This window comes from Pseudoxanthomonas mexicana, assembly GCF_014397415.1.
Taxonomy (GTDB): Bacteria; Pseudomonadota; Gammaproteobacteria; order Xanthomonadales; family Xanthomonadaceae; genus Pseudoxanthomonas_A; species Pseudoxanthomonas_A mexicana.
In genome coordinates this window covers 3,455,317-3,479,593 of the sequence record NZ_CP060731.1, presented here as the reverse complement: position 1 = coordinate 3,479,593, position 24,277 = coordinate 3,455,317, and the positions used below count along the sequence as shown (strand labels likewise).

At 68.7% G+C, this 24,277-nt stretch carries 19 protein-coding genes and 1 pseudogene; 11 read left to right on the top strand and 9 right to left on the bottom strand.

The window, feature by feature from the left end; genetic code table 11:
• Positions 1 to 15: 15 nt before the first annotated feature.
• A complete protein-coding gene (locus IAE60_RS16300) occupies positions 16 to 690 on the bottom strand; it encodes a J domain-containing protein (RefSeq protein ID WP_187573040.1) in 675 nt (224 codons plus the stop codon).
• Positions 691 to 857: 167 nt separating this feature from the next.
• Here IAE60_RS16300 and IAE60_RS16295 point away from each other — a divergent pair, with 167 nt between their 5' ends.
• From IAE60_RS16295 to IAE60_RS16255, 9 genes are all read left to right on the top strand, one after another.
• Positions 858 to 1,943 carry a polysaccharide deacetylase family protein gene (locus tag IAE60_RS16295; protein WP_187573039.1) on the top strand — a complete coding sequence of 362 codons (1,086 nt, stop codon included), beginning with the start codon at positions 858 to 860 and terminating at the stop codon, positions 1,941 to 1,943.
• 21 nt (positions 1,944 to 1,964) lie between these two features.
• The gene (locus IAE60_RS16290) at positions 1,965 to 3,260 is read left to right on the top strand and encodes an O-antigen ligase family protein (RefSeq protein WP_187573038.1); all 1,296 of its coding nucleotides are present in this window, start codon (positions 1,965 to 1,967) and stop codon (positions 3,258 to 3,260) included.
• A complete protein-coding gene (locus IAE60_RS16285) occupies positions 3,257 to 4,807 on the top strand; it encodes an oligosaccharide flippase family protein (protein ID WP_187573037.1) in 1,551 nt (516 codons plus the stop codon). Before IAE60_RS16290 ends, IAE60_RS16285 begins: the two co-directional genes overlap by 4 nt.
• Positions 4,804 to 6,153 (top strand): phenylacetate--CoA ligase family protein, encoded by a 1,350-nt coding sequence (locus IAE60_RS16280; protein WP_244966598.1) that lies wholly within the window; start codon positions 4,804 to 4,806, stop codon positions 6,151 to 6,153. The genes IAE60_RS16285 and IAE60_RS16280 overlap by 4 nt, the downstream gene beginning before the upstream one ends.
• Positions 6,154 to 6,160: 7 nt before the next feature.
• Positions 6,161 to 7,309 carry a glycosyltransferase gene (locus IAE60_RS16275; RefSeq protein ID WP_162111023.1) on the top strand — a complete coding sequence of 383 codons (1,149 nt, stop codon included), beginning with the start codon at positions 6,161 to 6,163 and terminating at the stop codon, positions 7,307 to 7,309.
• A 31-nt stretch (positions 7,310 to 7,340) separates the two neighbouring features.
• Positions 7,341 to 7,982 (top strand): polysaccharide deacetylase family protein, encoded by a 642-nt coding sequence (locus IAE60_RS16270; RefSeq protein WP_187573036.1) that lies wholly within the window; start codon positions 7,341 to 7,343, stop codon positions 7,980 to 7,982.
• Between the two features lie 91 nt (positions 7,983 to 8,073).
• Positions 8,074 to 9,273 carry a hypothetical protein gene (locus IAE60_RS16265; protein ID WP_244966597.1) on the top strand — a complete coding sequence of 400 codons (1,200 nt, stop codon included), beginning with the start codon at positions 8,074 to 8,076 and terminating at the stop codon, positions 9,271 to 9,273.
• Positions 9,270 to 10,061: a glycosyltransferase family 2 protein gene (locus tag IAE60_RS16260; RefSeq protein WP_187573035.1), complete on the top strand. Its 792-nt coding sequence runs from the start codon at positions 9,270 to 9,272 to the stop codon at positions 10,059 to 10,061. The genes IAE60_RS16265 and IAE60_RS16260 overlap by 4 nt, the downstream gene beginning before the upstream one ends.
• Position 10,062: 1 nt before the next feature.
• Positions 10,063 to 10,986: a glycosyltransferase family 2 protein gene (locus IAE60_RS16255; protein ID WP_187573034.1), complete on the top strand. Its 924-nt coding sequence runs from the start codon at positions 10,063 to 10,065 to the stop codon at positions 10,984 to 10,986.
• A gap of 9 nt (positions 10,987 to 10,995) precedes the next feature.
• Here the strand turns inward: IAE60_RS16255 and IAE60_RS16250 are convergent, their stop codons facing one another.
• The 8 genes from IAE60_RS16250 to IAE60_RS16215 form a co-directional block, all read right to left on the bottom strand.
• The gene (locus tag IAE60_RS16250; RefSeq protein ID WP_185896595.1) at positions 10,996 to 13,020 is read right to left on the bottom strand and encodes a heparinase II/III family protein; all 2,025 of its coding nucleotides are present in this window, start codon (positions 13,018 to 13,020) and stop codon (positions 10,996 to 10,998) included.
• Between the two features lie 258 nt (positions 13,021 to 13,278).
• Positions 13,279 to 15,132 carry a hypothetical protein gene (locus IAE60_RS16245; protein WP_187573033.1) on the bottom strand — a complete coding sequence of 618 codons (1,854 nt, stop codon included), beginning with the start codon at positions 15,130 to 15,132 and terminating at the stop codon, positions 13,279 to 13,281.
• Between the two features lie 10 nt (positions 15,133 to 15,142).
• A complete protein-coding gene (locus IAE60_RS16240) occupies positions 15,143 to 16,444 on the bottom strand; it encodes an outer membrane beta-barrel protein (RefSeq protein WP_162110903.1) in 1,302 nt (433 codons plus the stop codon).
• A gap of 20 nt (positions 16,445 to 16,464) precedes the next feature.
• Positions 16,465 to 17,232, bottom strand: a complete 768-nt coding sequence (locus IAE60_RS16235) for a P-loop NTPase family protein (RefSeq protein ID WP_187573032.1) — start codon at positions 17,230 to 17,232, stop codon at positions 16,465 to 16,467.
• Positions 17,233 to 17,242: 10 nt separating this feature from the next.
• Positions 17,243 to 18,832, bottom strand: a complete 1,590-nt coding sequence (locus IAE60_RS16230) for an XrtA system polysaccharide chain length determinant (RefSeq protein ID WP_162110901.1) — start codon at positions 18,830 to 18,832, stop codon at positions 17,243 to 17,245.
• Positions 18,832 to 19,452: an XrtA/PEP-CTERM system exopolysaccharide export protein gene (locus IAE60_RS16225; RefSeq protein ID WP_185896591.1), complete on the bottom strand. Its 621-nt coding sequence runs from the start codon at positions 19,450 to 19,452 to the stop codon at positions 18,832 to 18,834. The genes IAE60_RS16230 and IAE60_RS16225 overlap by 1 nt, the downstream gene beginning before the upstream one ends.
• A gap of 97 nt (positions 19,453 to 19,549) precedes the next feature.
• A complete protein-coding gene (locus IAE60_RS16220; RefSeq protein WP_187573031.1) occupies positions 19,550 to 20,557 on the bottom strand; it encodes an NAD-dependent epimerase in 1,008 nt (335 codons plus the stop codon).
• A gap of 25 nt (positions 20,558 to 20,582) precedes the next feature.
• Positions 20,583 to 21,872: a nucleotide sugar dehydrogenase gene (locus IAE60_RS16215; RefSeq protein ID WP_271249481.1), complete on the bottom strand. Its 1,290-nt coding sequence runs from the start codon at positions 21,870 to 21,872 to the stop codon at positions 20,583 to 20,585.
• Positions 21,873 to 22,087: 215 nt separating this feature from the next.
• Here IAE60_RS16215 and galE point away from each other — a divergent pair, with 215 nt between their 5' ends.
• A complete protein-coding gene (gene galE / locus IAE60_RS16210; protein WP_187573030.1) occupies positions 22,088 to 23,104 on the top strand; it encodes a UDP-glucose 4-epimerase GalE in 1,017 nt (338 codons plus the stop codon).
• 48 nt (positions 23,105 to 23,152) lie between these two features.
• A pseudogene (locus IAE60_RS16205) lies at positions 23,153 to 24,277 on the top strand (diguanylate cyclase).

The following is a 24,277-nucleotide window of genomic DNA, read 5'->3' as shown; positions in this document are numbered from 1 at the left end:
TTTCCCTGTTCTACGTCAACTGCAGTCCGTCGCGCCACGCGGCCCCGCGGCCACCTGGTGCGCCGAATCCCGTTCCACCTGCAGGGGCCGTGCCGGCGCGCTGTACCAGCCACTGACCCTGCCGCATTCGAAGTCGACCCACGACGGCCCGTACTGCCAGCGTGCGGGGTGTTCGACGGTGGGATCACCCAGGATGCGCCGAGCCTGATCCGGATCCATGCCCAGTTCCAGCTGCTTGGAGGGACGCGGCATCCAGGCCTCGGCGGCACTGTCGCCGGGTCCGGTCGGATCCAGGGTGGGAATGGAGGTGCGGTGCGCGCCCAGCCAGTACAGCAACGCCGCCAACAGGGCGCCGGCCAGTAGATAGCGCCGGCGTCCGCGCGGTGCCGCCGGGGCTTCGATATCCGGCGCCCAGGCGGCTTCGTCCAGGTCCGACGGGGCGGGTGCGCGCGTGGCGCGGGGAGGTGCCGACGCGCCCGGCAGCCGGCCATGCAGGCGATGGAAATCGAGGGTGGCCTCGTACATCCGGTTGAGCCGCTGCAGGCGCGGCAGGTCCGAATCATCGCCCTGCATGTCAGGGTGCAGGGCGGCCACGCGACGGCGGTAGGCCTGCTTGAATGCGTCCATGCCGCACTCGGCGTCCAGCCCCAGTTCTTCGTACATGCTGACGAAGTCGGTATCTTCCGACATTGGTGACGCGCCCCTGTTTCGCCGTCGGCGCCGGTCCGGCGCGTGGTGTCTGCTTTACCTGCAATACGCGATCCGGGGGCCGATCCGGCCAGTCGCGCCCTGGCCGCGTGCGCTTCCTTTTTGCGTATACCCCTGCACAGGCAAGGTTGCCGAACATGCGGAAGATGATGACCAGGGGATCATCGGTGAGCGTCGCGGCGCGCGTAGGACGCCGCCAGTTGCTGGCACGCTGGTGCCATCGGCTGGGTGCGCTGCCATTGCTGAAGCGGGTGAGGCCGGGCGCGCGCGGGGAAGCGCGCGTGCTGGCGTACCACCGTGTGCTGGAGTCCGCCGAGCCGCAGGACTTCAGCTTCGACCCCGAGCTGATCAGCGCGTCCGCCGAGGCGTTCCGCGAACAGATGCGCCATCTGAAGGCGCACTTCGTGCCGATGCGTTTCGACGAGGTGCTGGACCACCAGCAGCGGGGCGTGCCGCTGCCGGCCGGTGCTGTCCTGGTGACCTTCGACGACGGCTACGACGACAACTACCGGGTCGCGTTCCCGATCCTGCGCGAACTGGGCATGTCGGCGATGTTCTTCGTCTCCACCGGGCACATCGACTCGGGCCGGCCGTATGCGTACGACTGGCTGGTGCACATGCTGTGCTCGGTCCCTGCGGGCGAGCGCCTGCACGTGCCCGCGCTGGACATCGACTGGCGCATCGAGGCGGCCCTGCCGGAACGCCGGCGGCAGGCCGCCGACCTGCTTTACCGGGTGAAGCTGCTGGACGACGACATGCAGGCGGACCTCGTCTCGCGGCTGGAAGCGGACTGGGGCATCCTGCGCGCGGGCGGACATCCGGACTGCCGGCCGATGACCTGGGACCAGCTGCGCGAGATGCAGCGCGGCGGCATGGAGATCGGTTCGCACGGCGTGGACCACCGCATGCTGGCCAAGCTGTCGCCGGGACGCATGCTGGACGAGGTGCGCGGGTCCAAGCAGGCGCTGGAGCGGGAGCTGGGCGTGCCGGCGCGGGTCATCTCGTACCCGGTGGGCGGGCCCGACGCGTTCAATCACGATACGGTGCAGGCGGTACGCGAGGCGGGATTCGACCTGGCGTGCAGCTACGTGGCCGGTGTGAGCCGTCCGGGCCCGCGCACGCAGTACGCGTTGCCGCGGCTGCCGGTGGAGCGGCACATGGACATGCCGTGGTTCCAGGCGATGATGGCGATGCCGGAACTGTTCACCTACGCCTCGCGATTGCGAACGGGTTGAGGCAGGGGAGCGACAGGGGACATGTTCTATTTCTTGTTGGTGTATCTGGTGCTGGTGCTGATCCGGCCCCAGGACTATCCCGCGGTGGCCGAATCGCCCGGGCCGCCGCTGCAGTCGATCGCGCTGGTGCTGGCGGCCGGCCTGTGGCTGTTCTCGCAGCGCAAGTCGTTCAACCAGCCGCAGTACCTGCTGATTCCGGCGTTCCTGCTGGTGGCCATGGTCTCCAAGGTGGTGAACGGCTGGGCGGGAGGCGCGCTGTTCGTGTTCTTCGTGTTCGCGCCGGTGCTGCTGGCCTACGTGCTGCTCGCCAACGCCGTGGACACGCGCGCGCGCCTGCAGGCGGCGATGGGGGTGTTCGTGATCTGCGCCTCGGTGCTGGCGGTGCACGGCATCGAGCAGGCCAGCACGGGCATCGGCTGGACGGGGGTGGAACTGTCGCAGGGCACGCGCATCCAGTACGTCGGCATCTTCAACGATCCCAACGACCTGGGCATGCTGTTCGTGATGTGCCTGCCGATGGCGTTCTACCTGAGCGGCCGCGGTGGCTGGCTGGGCCTGAAGCGCCTGTTCTGGTGGACGGCCATCGTGCTGCTGGTGTGGGGCTGCTACCTGACCAATTCGCGTGGCACGCTGCTGGCGCTGGTGGCCATGCTGGGCGTCTATGTGTGGCGCACCCGCGGCGTGGTGATGGCCGCCCTGATGGGCGTGGGGGCGCTGGGCGGACTGATGATGCTGCCCTCGCGCCTGCAGGAGATGGAAGTCTCCGAGGCGTCGGCCATGGGGCGCGTCGAGTCCTGGTACGAGGGCATCCAGATGTTCATCGGCAGTCCGGTGTTCGGCATCGGCGCCGGCGGCTATTCGGACCTGCACGAACTGACCGCGCACAACTCCTTCGTCCTGGTGCTGGCCGAGACAGGCATCATCGGCTTCACGATCTGGCTGGCCATCGTGGGCTACTGCTTCCGCATGATGCTGGCCGTCGTGGAGCGCGGCGACGACATCATCGACGACGTCCCCCTGGAGGTGCCCGACGAGGTGGCCCTGAAGGACTGGAAGACGGACAAGGCCCTGAGCCTGTGCCTGCTGCTGTCGCTGACTGGCTTCTTCACCGCGGCGTTCTTCCTCAGCCGCAGCTATGTGGTCATCCTGTACCTGCTTGTCGCGCTGGTCGTGGGCCACTACACGCGGATGCGCGCCACGTATCCCAGCCTGCCCGTGTTCTCCCTCGAGAAGGATCTCATCCGCTGGCCTTCCTACGCCGTAATCGGCGTTATTGGGCTATACCTGACCGTGAAGGTCCTTCTGGCCCTGGCATGAACGACCGCTCGCGCACGCTCAGCAACACGTTCTTCTCTTCGGTGGGCATGTACACCGAGTACGTGCTGGGCATGCTCACGTCGATCATCATCGCCCGCCACCTGGGCCCCGACGGCTTCGGTACCTACAGCCTGGTGATCTGGCTGGTGGCGGTCGGCGTGGCCACCACCAACTCCGGCACAGCCAGTGCGGCCATCAAGTTCGTGGCCGAGCTGCGCGGCGCCGGCCACCTGGAGCAGATCCCCTACGTCCTGAGCTACCTGCGCAAGGCGCAGCGCGTGTTCATGCTTTTCGTGCTGGCCGGAGGCGCGGCACTGTTCATCTTCGCGGGCGACCATGTCGCGCCCGGGATGAACCACGTGATGCTGCTCGGCTTCTTGATAGTGGGTGTGGTCCTGCGCTCGTCCTACATGTTCAACATCGGCGTGGCGAAGGGGTTCGAGAACTTCCGGGCGACCGCGATCGTCGCGCTGGTCTCCACGCCGATCAACCTGCTGCTGGTGATCGCGGCGTGGCAACTCGATGCGCCGGTGGAATGGTTGCTGGCGGTGTTCTCGCTGTCGGGCATCGTGTTCTACGTGGTGTCGCTGCGGCAGATCCGTCCCTTGCTGCCGCCGCGCCGCCCCGGCGTCGTGCTGCCCCCGGCGCTGCGCGCCAGGATGGGCCACCACATGCGCTGGACGGCGCTGACGGTGTCGGTGAGCTTCCTGGTGGCGAGCGAGGTGGAGGTGATGTTCCTCAACCTGTACGCCGACAGCCACGACGCGGGCCAGTTCAAGGTGGCCTACCAGCTGGCCGTGGGCGCGGCGGCGCTGGTGCCGGGCGTGTTCGGTGCGCTGCTGCTGCCGATGATGGCGGGCGCACTGAGCCAGGGCAGGGAGGTGGCGGCGCGGCGCTTCGTCGGCACCACCCACTACCTGGCCTTGCTGGCGACGCCGCTGATGGCGTTCGGCCTGGTGTTCGGCAACGACGTGATCCACCTGCTGTACGGGAAGGAATACTGGGCGGCCGGCCCGTTGTTCTCCGCGTGCCTGTTCGCGACCTGCGTGACGACCATGACGCAGGGGGCTTCCAGCCTGCTGGTCAGTGCGGACCGTCAGCGGAGCATCCTGGTGCTGGTGGTGATGTGCGGCGTGCTCAAGCTGGCGCTGGACGCCGTGCTGATCGCCCATTACGCCCTGGTGGGCGCGGTGGTCGCCTACCTGACCGTGGCCCTGGTCAACGCCACGGCCTACATCTCACTGGCGATCCGGATCAGCCATGCGCGGCCCGCATGGGGCGCACTCGGGCGCGTGGCACTGGCGGGCGCACTGGCCGCCGCGCTGGCCTGGCCGCTGCGCGGTCACCTGGTGCCGTGGGCGGCGGTGGTGCTGGGCGGCGTGCTGCTGGTGCTGTCGTATGCGCTGTTCACGCTGGTACTGCGTTGCTGGAGTCGCGACGACATCGAGCATCTGCAGCTGCTGCATCGGCGGTTCGCCGCGGGCCGGCCGCGCGCAGGTGCACGGTTGCTTGCCTGGGCGCATGCACGCGCAGGGGAGAACGCATGATGGCCAGTCTGTACGAACCGCTGTTCCGCCACGTGCTGTTTCCCGCCTACGAGTCGGGGCTGCGCCGCCGCAAGACGCTGGCCTACCTGCGGGAGTACGAGCGGCAGCAGTGGCTGGATCCGGAGCAGATCGATGCGCTGCAGTGGCGAAAGCTGCAGGCGCTGCTGCGCCATTGCTGGGACCATGTGCCGTACTACCGGCAGACCTGGTCGGCGCTGGGCGTCGCCTCGCCCGAGGACATCCGCGACCGCGCGCATTTCGCGTGCCTGCCCGTGCTGGACAAGCCCACCATCCGGGCAAACTTCGACCGCCTGATCGCTGACACCCATCGCGCGGGCCTTTTCTACAAGACCACGGGCGGCTCCACCGGCGAGCCCCTGAAGTTCGGCTATACCCGGGAGAGCTACGAGCGCCGGGTGGCGGTCATGTGGCGGGGGTACGGCTGGGCCGGCGCACGCCTCGGGCAACGGACGCTGTACCTGTGGGGCACGCCGCTGGGCGCGCAGAAGCGCAAGGAGCGCCTGTTCCACGGCGCGTTCAACCGTCGCATGCTCAACGCCTTCGACATGGACCGCGCCCGGATCGCCGAGTACGCCGATGCGATCGACCGTTTCCGTCCCGAGACCATCGTGTCCTACGTGGCGCCGATCGTGGAAATGGCGGACTGGCTGACCGCCAGCGGCCGGCGCGTGCATGCGCCCGCGCGTATCCTCGGCGCGGCGGAAGCCTTGCACGCGTCGCAGAAACAGCGCATCGAGCAGGCCTTCGGTGCGCCGGCGTTCAATACCTACGGCTGCCGCGAGTTCATGCTCATCGCCGCCGAGTGCGAACACCGCGACGGCCTGCACGTGAACGCCGACCACCTGGTGGTGGAGTTGGGGCACGGCGAAGGGGCCGGCGCGGACGGTCCGTGCGAGCTGGTCGTCAGCGATCTGCACAACTACGGCATGCCGCTGCTCCGGTACGTCAACGGCGATCTGGCCACGCCGGGCCATGGGCGCTGCGCCTGCGGGCGCGGGTTGCCGCGGCTGGCGAGCGTGGACGGGCGCAAGCTGGATGCGCTGCGGACCCCGGACGGGCGGTTCGTGCCGGGCGAGTACGTGGTGTACGCCTTTCTCTATGCGACCGGCATCCGCCGCTACCAGGTCGTGCAGAAGCGCCTGGATGCGTTCGAGATCCTGGTCGTGCCGGATGAAGGGTTCGACCCGGGCGTCATCGAGCGCGTGCGCGGCGAATTGGTGAAGGTGGTGGGCGACAGCGTGGCGCTGGAGTTCCGCCTGACGGACGAGATTCCGCTGACGCCCAGCGGGAAGCAACGCGTCACCGTGTCTGAGCTGGGGGGTTAGGAAAAGCGTGGAGATCGTGCATGTCGTCGAGAACCTGGATCGCGGTGGCCTTGAACGCACCGTGGTGGACCTGATCGCGAGCCAGCGCGATGCGGGCCATGAGTGCCGGGTGATCTGCCTGTTCAAGCTGGGGCTGCTGGCCCGGGAACTGCTGGCCAGCGGCGTACGCGTGGATGCCTGCGGAAAGCGTCCCGGGCTGGACCTGCGCGCACTGCGGCGCGCGCGCGCGCTGATCCGCCAGTCGCCCGATGCGGTGATCCACACCCATAACGCGATGGCGCACTACTACGCCGTGCTCGCCTCCCTCGGCCTGCCCGTGAAATGCAGGATCAACACACGCCACGGCATGGGGGGGCGCACCCGGAGCGGCAGGCAGGAATGGCTGTACCGACAAAGCCTGCGCGGCACCGACTATGCGGTCGCGGTGTGCGAGGCGGCGCGCCAGCGCTTTGCCGCCGACGGTATGCGTCCGCGGCGCGCGCTGCTGTCCGTGCCCAACGGCATCCGCCTGGAGCGCTTCCGGCCCGCCGACGACGTGGCGCGCCAGTCGCTTGTCGCCGAGTTGGGATTGCCGACCGGCAGCCGCATCATCGGTACCGTGGGCCGGCTGCAGCCGGTGAAGGACCACGCCCTGCTGCTGCGCGCGTTCGCGAAGGTGAGGGTGCAGGTGCCTGAAGCGGCGCTGGTGATCGTGGGCGATGGTCCCCTGCGTGCTGCGCTTGAGGCCCAGGCCGAACAGGCGGGGCTGTCCGATGCGGTGCGTTTCATGGGTGACCGCCACGACGTGCCGCGCTTGCTGACCGGCATGGAGGTCTTCGCCCTGACATCGACGAGCGAGGGGTATTCGGTCGCCTTGCTGGAAGCGTGCGCATCGTCGCTGCCGATCGTGGCGACCGACGTGGGAGGCAACCGCGAGATCGTCCGCCATGGCATCAACGGTCGGCTGGTGCCCTCGGGCGACACCGCCGCCATCGCGACCGCGCTGATCGCTCTGCTGCGCGGCGGCGAACAGGCCGCCGCCATGGGGCGGGCAGGTTACGCCTGGGCCCAAGCGGAAGCCTCGTTCCGCACCATGGCCGAGCGCTACCACGGCCTTTACGATGTCTCGTCCGACCTGTCCTCGGCGGCGATGGCGCTGCAAGGCCGCGTATCATGAACGCACCGCTTCCCCCGTCGAACGCATCGCCATGAATCCGCGCCCGCGCCGACTGAGAGTGCTGCGCTTCCTGCCGAACGGCTGGCTGATGACGTCCGGCCCGACGGACGCGGCGCGCAACCTGTATCTCACCTTCGACGATGGCCCCCATCCGGACCACACGCCCGCGCTGCTGGACCTGCTGGCGGAGCATGGTGCCAAGGCCAGCTTCTTCCTGGTCGGGCGCGAGGTGGAGCGCCACGATGCACTGGCGCGCCGCATCGCGTCGGAAGGGCATACGCTGGGCAACCATTCCTATTCGCACCCGCGGTTCGAAGCGCTGACGCTGGATGAGCAGCTGGGAGAGATCGAACGCACCCAGCGCCTGCTCACCGGCATCGATGGCCGCCCGCGGCATGCGTTCCGGCCTCCGCGCGGCGTGCTGACAGGGGCGATGCTGGCCAGCCTGGTGCGTCGGCGCCACCGCATCGATTACTGGTCCTACGACAGCCTGGACTACAGTCGCCGGCCGGTGCCGGAGTTGCTGGAAACGATCCAGCGCCATCCGCCGCGCGGTGGCGACATCATCCTGATGCACGACGACAGCGAGCATTCGCTGACGTTGCTGCGTGCGCTGATCCCCGCGTGGATCGCACAGGGATTCTCGCTGCGCGCGTTGCCGCACGTCCGCTGAAGATCCTCCGCGTGGCCGGTGCGGCGCCCTCGCCGCGTTCTCGATGGTGACGGGTGCGTCGGCGCACGCCGACAGGACGAAGGGGAGGCGCGTGGACATTCTGGTGTGGGCGGCAGCGGCGGTGGTCGCGATCCTCGCGATGGCGGCGGTGGCGGTATGGGCGCTGCTGCGGTCGCGCAACATGGAGATATGGATCGGCAGTTACCTGCGCCGTCCCCGGGTGACCGCCACGTCGGGCCCCGTACACGTGATGTTCTGCTTCGTCGATCACTTCGAGCCCATGTGGCACGGCGCGGACGAAGCCACCCAGCGGCAGCGCGTCGATCGCTGGTGCCGCGACTATCGCGCGCTGGCGGCGCGGCACCGCGATGCGGATGGGCGGCCGCCTCAGCACAGTTTCTTCTACCCCGAGGAAGAGTACGTGCCGGAGTATCTCGACAAGCTGTCGGCGCTGTGCACCGAAGGCTATGGCGAGATCGAGGTGCACCTGCACCACGACAACGACACCGAGGCCAACTTCCGCGAGGGCATGTGGCGCTTCTGCCGCGTGCTGCACGAGCGGCACGGCGCGCTGCCGCGCGATCCCGCGACGGGCGAACTGCGGTTCGGCTTCATCCACGGCAACTGGTGCCTGGACAACTCGCGGCCGGACGGACGCTGGTGCGGCCTGGACAACGAACTCATCCTGCTGCGCGAGTTGGGTTGCTATGCGGATTTCACCCTGCCGTCCGCGCCCAGCGATACGCAGACCCGCACGATCAACAGCATCTACTACGCCACCGATGATCCCGACGCGCCGAAATCGCACGATACCGGCGTGCCGGTGCGCGTGGGAGGACAGGCGAGCGGGGACCTGATGCTGATCCAGGGGCCGCTGGGGCTGAACTGGAAGGATCGTCGCATGGGCCTGATGCCGCGCATCGAGAACGCCGACGTACGTGGCGGGCAGCCGCCGACCCCGCAGCGCGTGGATGCCTGGGTGCGGGCCGGCGTGCACGTGCAGGGCCGTCCCGAGTGGGTGTTCGTGAAGATCCACACGCATGGCACCCAGGAAGGCGACATGGATACGCTGCTGGGTCCGCCGGTGGACGCGATGCACGACCATCTGGAGTCGGCCTACAACGATGGCCAGCGCTACGTGCTGCACTATGTGAGCGCGCGCGAGGCCTACAACATCGTGAAGGCCGCCGAAGCCGGCATGCAGGGCAATCCCGGCGACTACCGCGATTTCCACCTGCCACCGCCCCGCGCATCGTGGGCGGGTGGGCGGCAGGCGCAGGCCGCGGCATGAGTCCCGTTGCGCCCGTGCCGGAACCGGATGCGACGCTCGTCAGCGTGGTGATGCCCGTCTACAACGCGCAGGCGACCATGGTGCGTTCGATCGATTCGGTGCTTGCACAGACGCACCGGCAGCTGGAACTGATCCTGGTGGACGACGGCTCGCGCGACGGCTCCGCCGCCATCATGGACGCCTACGCCGCACGCGATACGCGCGTGGTGGCGGTGCGCCAGCCCAATGGCGGCGTCGCCGCCGCGCGCAACCGCGGGCTGCAGGAGGCGCGCGGCACGCATGTCGCCTTCCTGGACAGCGACGACTGGTGGGAACCCGAAAAACTGGCGCTGCAGCTGGCGCACATGGCGCGTACCGGCGCGCGCGTCTGTTACACCGCGTACCAGCGGGTGGCCGAGGATGGCCGCGCGCTGGCGCAGGTGGTGCCGCCGGAACGGGTGGACTATGCAGGCATGCTCTACAGCAACCGCATCGGCAACCTCACCGGCATCTACGCGCGCTCGCTGGGCGATGCCGCGTTCCAGAAGACGGGGCACGAGGACTACGTATTCTGGCTGGACCGGGTACGCCGTGCCGGTCACGCCGAACGGGTGCCGGAGACGCGTCCGCTGGCGTACTACCTGGTGCGGGGAGGCTCGGTATCGGCCAACAAGTTGCGCGCCGCCGGCTGGCAATGGCGCATCTACCGGAAGGTGGAACGGCTGACGCTGCCGCGGTCGGCCTGGTGCATGCTGCACTACGTGGCCCATGCGCTGCTCAAGCGGAACCCCCTTTCAAGGCCCGTCTGACGTGTCGTCTTCTTCCTCCACGAATTTCGGCGACTATGCCGTAGTGATTCCCGCCTACCGGGCCGCGGCCACGCTGGCGCGAGCGCTGGACAGCGTGATGGCCCAGACGCTGCCGCCTCGCCAGGTGGTGGTGGTGGACGACGGCTCGCCCGATGGCGAGGACCTGGCACGCATCGTGGCTGGCTATCGCGGCAAGGTCGTGCTGGTGCGGCAGGCCAATGCCGGACCTGCCGCGGCGCGCAACGCCGGTGTGCGCGCCACATCGGCGGCCTGGGTGGCGTTCCTGGACGCGGACGACAGTTGGCTGCCGCACAAGATGCGCGCACAGATGGCGCTGGCGGCGGATCCGCGCGTCGGTCTGGTACACGGTGGCGCGCGCGAGGACCGCACGGCACTGCCCGAGGAGATGGACTTCGACCTGCTGTGGCGCAGCAACCGGATCTGCACCTCGATGAGCGTGATCAGGCGCGAGGCGTTCGACGCGCTGGGCGGGTTCTTCGACGGCGGTGAGCTCATCGGCGCCGAGGACTACAGCCTGTGGCTGCGCATCGCGCATGCGGGCTGGAAAGTGCGCGCCTGTCCCATGCTGGTAGGCCACTACACGCCGGCGCAGGGCAGCCTGACCAGCCGCATCGAGCGATGCGCGGCCGCCGAGATGTTCAACGCGCGGATGCTGGGCGACATGCTGGCGCTGCCCCCCGCTATGGTGCGCTGGAAGATACGGGCGATCCGCACCGATTTCGCGCGCCATCTGATCCATGCGCGCAGGCTGCGTCCGGCGCGGCGGCTGCTGGCGCCGGCGCTGTGCGAGCGCCCCACGCTGGAGCGCATCGGGCTGATGTCGGTCAGCTGCCTGCCGGTGCAGGTGCTCGACGCGCGCCGCCGCCTGCGCATGCGCGGGCGGCGGCGCGTGCGGAATCCCTGAAGCGCGGGATCAGATCTCGCTCAGTTCCACCACGTAACCCGTGGTGCCGCCCTGCACGTCGATGCGGTAGCGGGCGCCATCTTCCACGTACTTGCCGGTACTGAAGTTGCTGTTGATGGTGGCGTTGGCTGGCTCGAGCACGCGCACCCGCAGGCGACCCGCGGTGGCTTCGCGACTGTTCACCAGGGTGGGCGCGACCGGTACGTTCACCTGGAAGGTGGCCGTGGTGCCGCTGGTGATGGAGAACGTGTCGCGGACGGTCAGGCGGCGATTGGCGAAACTGAAATTGCGCCGCCAGTTGGTCACCGCGTCGGTGTTGCAGAACGCCGGGGTCAGGTTGGCATCGGCCGTGAATGCGCCGCCGCTGCCCGGCGTGACCGTCAGCGTCGAGGCCCGGGTGGTGGATTCGCACTGCCGCGCCACGGTGCCGTTGCGTACGAAGCGCACCAGGTTGTGCACGTCGGTGCCCTGGTTGATGCCGCTGTGGCTCCAGATGTTCGCGGTGACGGCCAGCCAGTCGCCGGAGAACAGGGTGAACGAGCCCTGGTCCTGGTGGGCATGGCTTTCGTTGTACGGGCCGGCGACGATCGCCAGCCACATCGCGTCGCGCGTCCAGCCGGTGCGTGCGAACAGATGGCCGGTGCCGCGCGCGTGGTAGATCAGGTCCGTGGGCGGGGTCGCCGTGGTGCCCGCCGGCAACAGGTCGTAGCGGTAGTTAAATCCCGACCCCATGCGTGCGATCGAGATGTTGTTCAGCCACCAGGTCGCCTGGTTCTGGATCACGGGATTGGTGTTGACCGAACGCGCCTCGAGCACGAGGCGGCGATGGTAGTCGTACAGGTCAGGTACCGAACTGCGCGCCTGGTCGCCGATGGGCGCGAAGCGGTCCATCGTCGGCACGGTGGCATGGATCCAGTACGGGATGCTGTCGGACGCATGGCTGCTGGCGTTGGCCAGGTCCATGCCGGTGGCGTCGCGCCAGATGCGGTACAGCGAGAACAGGCGCATGTGCGAGGTGCCGTAACCGGTGCCCTCGCTGCTGCCGCCGCCGGGCAGGCGGGCGAAGTAGGCCTGCAGGGCCGCCAGCTTGTTGTCGCGCAGGAAATTGAACCAGGTGCTGTTGCCGCTGGCCAGCGCCCAGTACATCGTGGCTTCGACGAAACTGTAGTAGTAGTTGTTGCCGGGATTGTTGATCGACCAGCCGGACCACGGATGGCTGCGGCCGCCCCATTGCGCATTGTTGTAGTTCCAGACGTTCCACACCGCCTGCTCGGCGTAGGCCGACCAGCGCGTGCGCTGGCTGGAGGTGATGCTGCCGGCGCAGGCGGTCATGGTGGAGGCGACGTCGGCGATCATCGGGCCGACCTCAAGATACGAATCACCGGCAACGGCCGGGCGCCCGCCCGCGGCGATGGCGGATTCGGCGGCGGTGACCTGCTCTTCGACCATCTGGATGGCCAGCGTGCAGTACTTGGCTTCGGGCGAGAGCTGGTACATCAGGGCGGCCTCGGCCGCGCTGAAGCCGTAGCCGCGATTGCCGGCGACGGCGGCATCGACCCATCCCTTGAAGCGCGTATAGGCGGTCGAACTCTTGTCGACCTGCGGAACCGGCATGGGCAGGTTGACCAGGCGGGGGCGCGAAGAATTCGAACTGACCCGGCCGCCGCTGCCCAGCACCGGGCTGGTGTCCACGCCGGTGGCCGGGAGACGGGTGCCCAGGCTGCCCAGCGACGGCGTGCCGCCGCTGCCGACCGGGAGTGTGGCGCCGCCACGCTCCCGCGTCCTGCGTGCGGCCTTGGCCGAAGACGTGGTGCGGGTCCAGAAGCGGATGATGGTGTCGCGACCGGTGTCGCGCAGGTCCGCAAAGCCGTCTTCGGCGCGGTCCCATGCGTCGGAGGCGAAGACCTGGGCGCGCAGGCCGAACAGGCCGCCCGCGGCGCTGGCAGCGGTCAGGGTGGTGAGTGCGGCGGTGCCCAGGATCAGGGCAAGCGGGAGCCGGCGGGTGGAGCGGGGGGAGGCGGACGGGCGCGACAAAGGGGTTCTCCTGGCAAGAAAACCGCGCACGAACACCATGGAAGACGACAGCCCTGAGGCTGGTGGCTACCCGCTGCAGCGCCCCCTCGCTACATGCGATCCGCGCAACGGCGGGCGGATCATAACGTGGGGCCTTCAGGCAAACGGACGCCCTGGGTCACAGAAACGCGTGCCGGTTCAGCCTGCGGCAGGGGAGTTCACGGGAGTGTGACGGCCCGCTCGTCGACCCTGTGGCGTGGGCTGGCGCCGGGAACAGCCTTATTTTTCGCTGAGTTCGACGGTGTAGCCGCTCTGGCCGCCGGCTACGTCGACCCGCCACCCACGACGGAATTCCTGGGGGTCCTCGTCGCTCCAGGCATGGACGCTCAATGTTGCGGAGGCCGGTTCCAGCACGCGGATGCGCAGGCGGCCGGCGATGGCTTCGTTGCCCTGGACCACGGGACGCTCGGGCACGTTGACCTGGAAGATGGCGCGGGTGCCTGCACCCAGGCGGAAGTCGTCCTTCACTCGCAGCGTACGGCCCGCGAAATCGATGCGTCGCTGCCACGATTCCAGGGCGGGGTTGCCACGGTAGACCGGCGTCAGGTCGGCCTGCGCCGTGACGCCGCCATCGGCACGCGGCGTGACCGTCAACCGCGCGCGGGACTGCGGCGTTTCGCACTGGTGCACCACCACATCGCCACGCGGCGCCGCGCATTGGCGCGCATCCGGATCGGCGCGCTCGAACCGCACCACGTTGTGGACCGGCGTGCCCTGCTGGATGCCGCTGTGGCTCCAGATGTTCTCGGTCACCGCCAGCCAGTCGCGCGCGAACAGGGTGAAGCCGCCCTGTTCCTGGTGCGCATGGCTTTCGTTGTACGGCCCCGCGACGAAGGACATCCACATGGCGTCCTTGCCCCAGTCGCTGCGGGCGAACAGATGCCCCGCACCTTCGGCCAGATAGACCAGCGCCGACGGCGGGGTGCCGCCCGTACCGGCGGGCAGCAGGTCGTAGCGGCTGTTGAAGCCCTGCGTCATCCGCGGCACCGAGATGTTGTCCAACCACCACGACGCCATCGCGCGCGCTTCTTCGTCCGTGGTCAGCTGGCGCGCCTCGAGCACCAGGCGGCGGTGATAGTCGAACAGTTCCGGCACCGAGTTGCGCGACTGGTCGCCGATCGGCGCGAAGCGGTCCAGGGTGGGGACCGTGGCATGCACCCAATAGGGAATGCTGTCGCGCGCATGCGTGCTGGCGGCGGCGAGGTCCTCGCCGGTGCTGTCCTTCCACAGGCGATACAGGCCGAACAGGCGCATCTGCGCGGCGCCATAGCCCGTGCCTTCCCGGCTGCCGCCACCCGGCAGCCCGGTGTAGTAGGCCTTCAGCGGCGGCAGGCGGCGCGTGCGCAGATCGTCCATCCAGGACGGACTGCCGCTCACCAGGGCCCAGTACATCGTCGCCTCGATGAAACTGTAGTAGTAGTTGTTGCCGGGGTTGTCGACCGACCAGCCTGTCCATGCGTGCGCCCGCCCGCCCCATTGCGCGCGCGGATGGTTCCAGACGTTCCACACCGCCTGCTCCGCATAGGACGACCAGCGCCGCTGCTGCGTCGCGTCGATGGTGGTGCGGCAGGCGTGCAGGGTCATCGCGAGATCCGCGATCCGGGGACCGACTTCCAGATAGGAATCGCCTGCGATCGCAGGACGCGCACCGGTCGCGATGGCGGCTTCGGCCTCGGCCACCTCCTTCTCCACCATCCGCACGGCGAGGTCGCAGTACTTGTCGCCGCCGCTGAGCAGGAACATCAGGGCGGCGTCGCTGGCGCTGAAGGCGTAGCCGGGGCTACCCGCGACGGCCGCATCCACCCAGCTGCGGAAGCGGGCGTACGCGGGCGATTTGCGGTCGACGAAGGTCAGGTCGATCTTCAGCAGGTCGGCGCCGGACTGTTCCGGCGACGCGGGAGCGGACGCCGTAGCGGGTGCCGCAGCCGGCGGCGCGGGCGACGGGGAGGGGGAGGTCGTTTCGGGGGCGTCGGCGGATCCGCAGTGCCCGATGGCCGCCGCGAGCAGGGCCAGGACGAGCAGGACCGCACTGGGAATGCCATGCGTCCGCAGGGTGGAAGGTTTGGCGCGCATGCCGGACCCCTCAGCGGTTGGAATAGGCGACGCTCAGATAGACGATGTTCTGCGAAACGTCCTGGCCCGCGTCGGTGCTGTCGCGCTTGTAGCGCTCCGCGTGCAGGCGTGCGGTCCAGCGTGGCGCCCAGTGGTAGGCCAGGCTCGCGCCCACGCGCGAGGTTTCGTCCTCGCGGCCGAGTTGGGTGTAGTCCAGCCGCTCCCACGTGGCGTAGGTGCCCAGCGTCAGCGAGCGCCGCACCAGCCAGTGCAGGTCGAAGCGCGCGCCGCGGGTCTTCTGGTCGAACTCGTCCGAGTCCACATAGTCGCGCTTCTGCGCGTACGGCGCGACGGACAGGTTCAGGCGGGTCCCGGTAAAGCGATAGCCCAGGTCGATGCCGCGCACCTCGTAGGGCGACGCGTTGACCACCGCGTCGCCGGTCAGCACGTTCTCGGGAATCGTGGCTTCGGACTGGATCCCGGTCAGGGCGTCTGTCGCGGTGTCCGAGAACTGGCTGGACAGGGCGATGTTCAGCTGCGAGCGCGGCGACAGGTTCCATTCGGCATCCGCGCGCATCAGGGGTTCGGAGCGCGACTCGCCCTGGCGATAGTCGATGCGCGAATAGCCCAGGTCGGCGCCCAGCTCGAAGTTCGCCAGCGTGCGCACGTAGCGTCCGTAGAGGTCGTAGCGGTTGTAGTCGCGCGCCACGATGTCGTCGTCGAAATCGACGCGCTGCGCCTGCAGGTTGAGCGACACCCGGCTGGTCGGCGACAGTTCCTTGATCGTGCGGATCGCGCCGGCCAGGCGCTGGGAGTTGAATTCGTCCGTGACCTCCGCATCGCTGAGCACGTAGCGCAACTCCGCCTGGCCGTGCAGCGAGGGCGTCCAGTTGAACAGCAGCGTGGGGCCGGCGGAGAACACGTTCACCTGCTGGCGGTTGCCGGGGCCGTCCGGGACCAGCGAGTCCACCGGCTGCACCGTCAGGTTGTCTTCCACCAGGAAGAACAGGCGCTCCGGGATGGCCACCCAGTTGAGGCGGCCGGACAACGTGCCGTCGACGGTGTCGGCGAAGATATCGTCCTCGTAGTCGCGGTACTCCGCGCGGCCATCGAGGTTCAGCTGCAGCGCGGAGATGTTCTCGGTGATGCTGAAGCCGACGCCGGCACGCAGGTAGCGCTGCTCGATCGGATCGACCGGCGCCATGGTCACGTTGCTGTTCCGCTCCATGCCCAGGTCCACGGTGTAGTCCACGCGGGCGGCGAGCGCGTGGCCCGGCAGCGTGGCCAGGACCGCGGCGGCGATGAGGGAGAGGCGTAGTGGATGGGTGCGCATGCCGCTGCTCCTTGGCCGCCTTACGGGATTTCGTTGAACACCACGCCGGCCACCTTGTCGGCAGGAAAACTGCCGACGGCCTTCTCCAGCTTCTCCGGCGTGACCTTGCCGTAACCGGCCACCAGCACCACCAGGTCGGCCAGCTCGGACAGGATGCGCGCGTCCGGCGAGCCCAGCACCGAGGGACTGTCCAGGATCAGGTAGCGATCCGGGTAGCGGCTGCGCAGCGAGTCGACCATCGCGCGCATGCGGAACGCACTGAAGGCTTCGCCCGTGGTCTCGCGCTGGCGGCCGCTGGGGATCAGCCGCAGGCGCGGCACGCCGGTGCGGTAGATGATGCGGCCAAGGTCGGTGTCGCTGTCGCCCAGGTAGTCCATCAGGCCGCCGTGGCTGGCGTCCACGCCCAGGGCGGTGTGCTGCGAGGGATGCAGGGCATCGCAGTCGATCAGCAGGGCGCTCTTGGCATCGTCGAAAGCGAACGCCGTGGCCAGGTTGCGGGCCACGAAGCTGCCGCCGCAGCCGTTGCTGACCGGCGCCACCAGGGTGACGAAATTGCGCTCGCCTCCCAGCGCCAGCAGGCGGGTGCGCAGTTCGCGGAACGCATCGGCCTGCTCGCGGACGGAATCGTTGCGATGGATGACGCGCCGTTCTTCCAGTTCGCGCGGCGTCAAAGCGGTGGGTTCGTCCATCAACGCCAGCGAGCGCGAAGTGTCGGTGCGATGGGGAACGCCATGCAGTCGTTCGTTGTCCGGGGTCACGGGCTTTTCCAGGGTGGCATAGGAGGTCATGGCGGCGGCCTCAGGCGGCAAGCTGCTTGAGGCCGAACGCCAGCCCGTACGCGAGGATGACCAGCGTCAGGATGCCGAAACTCATCGCGTTGCGACTGAGTTCCTGTCGGCGGTCGCGCGGCGAATGGTAGGTCGGCACCACAGTGAGGAGGGGGCGCTCGGTGATGCGCTGCAGCTGCTGGGCCGAGCGGATGCGCGGATCGAAGCGGGCGCGCAGGAACAGCAGGCCCAGCGGGATGCCCACCGCCATCAGCAGACCGCCGATGGCGAAGTGCATGAAGCGCAGGCCCGTCGGCCGCAACGGCATGGTGGCGGGATCCTGCACGCGCAGGGTCAGGCCACGCTCCTCGCGGTCCAGCTGCATCGAGACGCGGGCATTCTCGCGCCGGCGCAACAGGTCCTGGTAGATGTCGCGGTTGACTTCGTAGTCGCGGGTCAGCTCGGCCAGGGCGCTTTCCGAATCGGCGATGCGACGGCTGCGATTCAATTCTTCATTGAGCATCGACTCCGCTATCGCCATGCGCGAGGCGGTTGCCGCCACTTCGCGCCGGGTCTGCGCCTGTTGGCTGCGCAGTTCCTGGTAGAGCGGGTTCATCTGCGCCTCGTCGAACGGGCTGGCTCCCTGCGGCGCGGCGGCGCGGCGCGTCTGTTCGTTGGCCATGGCCTGCTGCAGGTCGGCCATCTGGTGGCGCACGCGCACCACGTCCGGATGCTGCTCGGTGTAGTTCAGCAGCAGGCGGTCCAGCTGGCCCTGCAATTCGAGCAACTGCGCGCGATACAGGCTCTCGCGCGTCTGCACCGCGGTCACCGCCGACTCGCCGGACAGCTGCGAGGCGATCGCGTTCTCGCGCGAACGCTGCTCCAGCAGCGCCATGCGGGTCTGTTCCACCGTCGTGCGCAGCGAGCTGATGCGCGTGTTGGCGTCGGTGGCGCTGCCGGGCTGGGCGTCGGTATTGTCCGAGCGGTACTGGCGCAGGCGTTCCTCGGCCTCCAGCAGCTTGGCGTGGTAGTCCTGCACCTGCTTGTTGATGAACTCGTAGGCCTCGCGGCTTTCGCGTTCCTTCGCCGCCAGGCTCTCCTTGATGAACATCTCGCTCAGGCGCTCCGTCACCTGGTAGGTGCGCTTGGCATCGCTGTCGCGGTAGGTGATCTGGATCAGGTTGGGGCGCGGGCTGGTGATCGCGATGCGACCCTTGATCTGCTCCATCAGGCGGTCCTGCTCGACGGCGCTGGGCTTGTCGTCCAGCCAGCCGCCGGTCTTCAGCGCGTCTTCCAGCACCCTGCGGCTGTAGATCACCTGGCGCGCGATGCCGGCGCGGTCGACGACGCCGGTCGCCACGGCGCGGCCTTCCAACAGGGGCTGGATGATGTCGCTCTCCTGCGCCAGGATCGTGGTGGAGGCGGTGTAGTTCTTCGGCAGCACCAGCAGGCCCACCACGAGGGTCAGCAGTGCCACGGCGGCGAAGATGCCGACCAGCGCGACCCGATGGCGACGCGCCTCGCGGATCAGGATGGGCACCAGGTCGTTGGGAGAAAGCGCAGCGGAGGGTGCCGCCGGCGCGGAATAGCCGCGCCGCGCGGGAAGGTTGCTCTGGCTCATCAGAAGGTACGCTCGGGGACCGTGATGACGTCGCCGGGCGACACCGTGTAGTTGGTGCTCAGGTCGCCGCGGTTGAGGATGCGGTCCAGCCGCACCGCGTAGGTCTGCGTCTGCTCGGCGCTCTTGCGGTGCAGGTCGGAGCGGTCGGCAGCGGCGAACTCGGTGATGCCGCCGGCGGCCAGCACGGCATCCAGTACGGTCATGCCGGGACGGTACGGCAGCGAGACCGGTTGGCGCACGGCGCCGGTGACGCGCACGCGGGACAGGTATTCATGGCTGCGCAGGTCGGTCAGGATGACCGCTACCTGCGGGTCGCGCACGTAGGTGGCCAGTCGCTCCTGGATGTCCTTGGCGACCTCGCCCGGGGTGCGGCCGCCTGCGGCCACATCGCCCACCAGCGGCACGGAGATCATGCCGTCGGGGCGGACCGGCACGGTGATGCCGAGCTCCGGGTTGCGCCACACCGACACCTGCACGATGTCGTCCACGCCGATGTGGTACGCATCGGTACCCAGCGTGGTGGTGGCCGGTGGCGGTGCTTCGCTGCCGGACGACGTGGCGCACGCGGCCAGCAGCAGGGACAGGACGGTGACGGCTAGGCCGGCAAAGGCGCGTTTCATCGGAGGATCCCCTGGAGTTGCTCGATGCCGGTAACAACGACGGCAGCGGCGGAATCCGGCCATCCCGGTATGCCCGCGGGGCATCCGGGGCGGCGCGTCAGACGTCGTAGAACGCGCGGTACCACTCCACGAAGCGGCGCACGCCCGTTTCGATGGGCGTGGCGGGCGAGTACCCGGTGTCGCGGCGCAGGGCTTCGACGTCGGCCTCGGTATCGGGGACGTCGCCGGGCTGCATCGGCAACAGGCGCTTTTCCGCCTTGCGGCCCAGGCAGTCCTCCAGCACCTCGATGTAGCGCAACAGCTGCACGGGCTGGTGGTTGCCGATGTTGTACACGCGGTAGGGCGCCAGCGAACTGGCCGGCGTGGGCGCCAGCGGATCGTAGGCGGGGTCCGGGCCCGGTACGCGGTCCAGGGTGCGGATCACGCCCTCGACGATATCGTCGACATAAGTGAAGTCGCGGGTGTGATGGCCGTGGTTGAACACGTCGATGGGCTCGCCCGCGAGGATCTTCTTCGTGAACAGGAACAGCGCCATGTCCGGCCGGCCCCACGGGCCGTACACGGTGAAGAAGCGCAGTCCGGTGGTGGGCAGGCCGAACAGGTGGCTGTACGTATGCGCCATCAGCTCGTTGGCCTTCTTGCTGGCGGCGTACAGGCTGACCGGATGGTCCACGCTGTCTTCCACCGCGAACGGGAGCTTGCGGTTGGCGCCGTAGACCGAACTGGACGAGGCGTAGACCAGGTGCTCGATGCCGCGGTGCCGGCACGCTTCCAGGATGTTGAGGAAGCCGACGATGTTGCTGTCGATGTAGGCGTGCGGATTCTCCAGGGAGTAGCGCACGCCTGCCTGTGCGGCCAGGTTGACCACGCGCTGCGGCTTGAAGTCGTCGAACGCGGCCTCCAGCGCCGCGCGGTCCTCCAGCGAGGCGCGCACGAAGCTGAAACCGTCCTGCGGCATCAGCCGGGCGAGCCGGGCCTCCTTCAGAGCGGGGTCGTAATACGCGTTCAGGTTGTCGTAGCCCAGCACTTCATCGCCCCGTGCGAGCAGGCGCTCGCTCAGGTGGGAGCCGATGAAGCCGGCGGCGCCGGTGACCAGTACGCGCATCAGGTACTCCTGGAGGAGGAAGGGATCACAGGCAGTCGTCGACCGCGTGTCGGGGCAGGGTACGCTTCACGTCGAAGACCACCGCGCCCGGCTTGCCGAACCCGCGGATGCCGTCGGCGCCGCGTTCGCTGAACTGCCGGTGCGCCACCGCGAGGATGACCGCATCGTACTGGCCCGCCTGGGGTTCCGCCACCAGATCCAGTCCGTACTCGTGTTTCGCCTCGTCGGCGCTGACCCACGGATCGTGCACGTCGACCTGCGCGTTGTAGCTGCGCAGCTCGGCCACGATGTCGACTACGCGCGTATTGCGCACGTCGGGGCAGTTCTCCTTGAAGGCCAGCCCCAGCACCAGCACCTTCGCGCCTGCGGTAGGCAGGTTGCGGCGTGCCATCAGCTTTGCCACGCGGCGCGCCACGTGGCTGCCCATGCCGTCGTTGATGCGGCGCCCGGCCAGGATCACGTCGGGGTGGTAGCCGATCTGCTGCGCCTTGTGGGTCAGGTAGTACGGGTCCACGCCGATGCAGTGGCCGCCCACCAGACCCGGGCGGAAGGGCAGGAAGTTCCACTTGGTGCCCGCGGCTTCCAGCACCTCGTGGGTATCGATGCCGAGGCGGTGGAAGATCAGCGCCAGTTCGTTGATCAGGGCGATGTTGACGTCGCGCTGGGTGTTTTCGATGACCTTGGCCGCTTCGGCCACGCGGATGCTGCTGGCCTTGTGCGTGCCGGCGGTGATGATGCTGCCGTACAGCGCGTCCACGAAATCGGCGACCTCCGGCGTGGAGCCGGAGGTGACCTTCATGATGGTTTCCAGACGGTGCTGCTTGTCCCCCGGATTGATCCGTTCCGGGCTGTAGCCGGCATAGAAGTCCTGGTTGAAGCGCAGGCCGGATTCGCGCTCGATGATCGGCACGCAGGCTTCTTCGGTCGCGCCGGGGTACACGGTCGATTCGAAGATCGCCACGCCGCCCTTGCCGATGGCGCGGCCGACCGTGCGGCTGGCCGACTCCAGCGGGCGCAGGTCCGGGCGCTTGTAGTCGTCGATGGGCGTGGGCACGGTGACGATGAAGACGTTGCAGCCGGCCAGCGCCGCGGGGTCGTCGCTGAAGTCCAGCAGCGGCGTGTCGCGCAGCTCATCGGCGGAGACTTCCAGTGTGTGGTCCCGGTGTTCGCGCAGCTCGGACACGCGCGTGGCGTTGATGTCGAAGCCGAGCGTGGGGAACTTGCGGCCGAACGCGACCGCCAGCGGCAGCCCGACGTACCCCAGTCCGATCACGGCGATCCTGGCCTGGTCCAGGGTGGGCAATGGAGCGTTCATCGATGTGGGGTTCCCCTGTATGTCGCGTGTCGAAGAGTCTATACGCAGGCAGGGCGCGGGCGTTCCCGCTCCCGGCCTGGCATCGAGCCGATCAACGTGCAAAGCATGCGCCTCAGGACAAGGAGCACGCATTGGCCTGATATCGCCACGACCTGCGTAACAGCGGATGATCGCCCGCCCGGATGGCGGGACGACCTGCGACCGGGGGAGTCGAGATGCGGATCCTGCTGTGCGGCGGCGCCGGTTACATCGGCGCGCATACCTACGTGGTGCTCGTGGAGCGCGGCCACGATGTCGTGGTGGCCGACAACTTCAGCAACAGTTCGCCGGGCGTGCTGGCCCGCCTGCGGCAGATCACCGGGCGGCCGGTGCCGTTCCAGCCGCTGGACCTGCGGGACCGGGATGCGGTGACGGGATTCTTCGCCCATCAGGCCTTCGATGCCGTGGTGCACTTCGCGGCGCTGAAATCGGTAGGCGAGTCGTGCGAACGTCCGCTGGACTACTTCCACAACAACATCGGCGGCACGCTGAACCTGCTGCATGGCATGCGCGAGGCCGGCGTAGACCGGCTGGTGTTCAGCTCATCGGCCACCGTCTACGGCGATCCCGACCACGTCCCTGTGCGCGAGGATGCGCGCCTGCAGGTGACCAATCCCTATGGGCGCACGAAGCTGGTGATGGAAGAGCTGATCGGCGACCTGTGCCGCAGCGATGCCGGATTCCATGCCGCCAACCTGCGCTATTTCAACCCGGTAGGCGCCCACGCGTCCGGCCTGATCGGCGAGGACCCCACCGGCATCCCCAACAACCTGATGCCGTACATCTGCCAGGTGGCGGTGGGGCGGCGCGACCGGCTGAGCGTGTTCGGCGGCGACTGGCCCACCGTCGACGGCACCGGCGTGCGCGATTACATCCACGTGATGGACCTGGCGCGCGCGCATGCCGATGCGCTGGACTTCCTGGTGCGCGAACGCCGCAGCCTCACCGTCAACCTGGGCACGGGGCAGGGCGTCAGCGTGCTGCAGCTGGTGGAGGCGTTCACGCAGGCGGCGGCGCGCAGGATCCCCTATCAGGTGGTCGCGCGGCGCCCAGGCGACGTGGCCGAGGTGTACGCCGACCCCTCGCTGGCCCAGCGGACGCTGGGATGGCGTGCCGAACTGGGCGTCGAGGCGATGTGCCGCGATGCCTGGCGCTGGCAGTCGCAGAACCCGCAGGGCTATCCCGTGGCGTGATCGTTCCATCGGCGCAGACGGGCCGCTGCCCGCACGCGCCGCGACCGCATGCCGCGGGCTGGCGGCGGGAACGCGATTGGCCGAGAATCGCGCCATCCCTTGCCGTCCGGATCCGCTTTGCCCCTGGATGCTGCGCTCCACCTGGCGGAACAGAACCGCTCGCGCTACGGCCGGCGCATGTACCTCATGCGTGCGGTGGGGCTGGGGCTGGGTGCGATCTGCGTGGCGGCCGTGCTTCACGAGCACGGCGCCTCACCGGCGCTGTGGGGCCTGCTGGTGGCCCATGGGTTCGCCTGGCCGCACCTGGCCTATCTGCGGGTCAGGGCGCGCCGCGACGATCCGCTGCAGGCGGAGTACCAGAACCTGACCTTCGACGCCGCGATGGGCGGCTTCTGGATCGCGGCGATGCAGTTCGATGCGCTGCCCAGCGTGCTGCTGGCGGTCATGCTGACGATGGACAAGGTGATCATCGGCGGCGGTCGCTTCGCCCGCCGGACGCTGGCCGCGATGGCGGCCACCTGCCTGGCCGCGAGCGCCGCCTGGGGGTTCGCGTTCGATCCCCGCACCAGCTACCCGGTGGTGCTGGCCTGCCTGCCGTTCCTGGCGGTGTACCCCATGGCGATCGGCGTGGCCACCCACGCGCTGGCACGCAGGGCACGCAAGCAGAAGACGCTGCTGGAAAAGATGGCGCGCTTCGACGCGGCCACCGGCCTGATGAACCGCCAGCAGTGGCTGCATGCGGCCACCCACGAACTGAAGCGTTTCCAGCGATCGGGGCGCGCCGGCGTACTGGTGCTGATCGACATCGACCGATTCAAGGACATCAACGATGGCTACGGCCACACGATCGGCGACGAGGTGGTCGAGGAGTTCGCGCGCCTGCTGAAGGCCTGCCTGCGCGACGTGGATACGCCCGGGCGCTATGGCGGCGACGAGTTCGGGGTGGTCATGCCCGACACGCGCTGGTAAGAAGCCATCGTGGCGGCGGAACGGCTGCGCCGGCAGGTCGCGGCCTTCGCCTTCTCCACACGCGGCCTGCGTTGTACGGTCAGCATCGGCCTGTCCGAGTGCCATCCGGGCATCGCCTCGGTGTCGGACTGGGTCAACAGCGCCGACGCCGCGCTGTATCGGGCCAAGGCGCGCGGACGCGACTGCATCGTCGTGGGGTGTTGA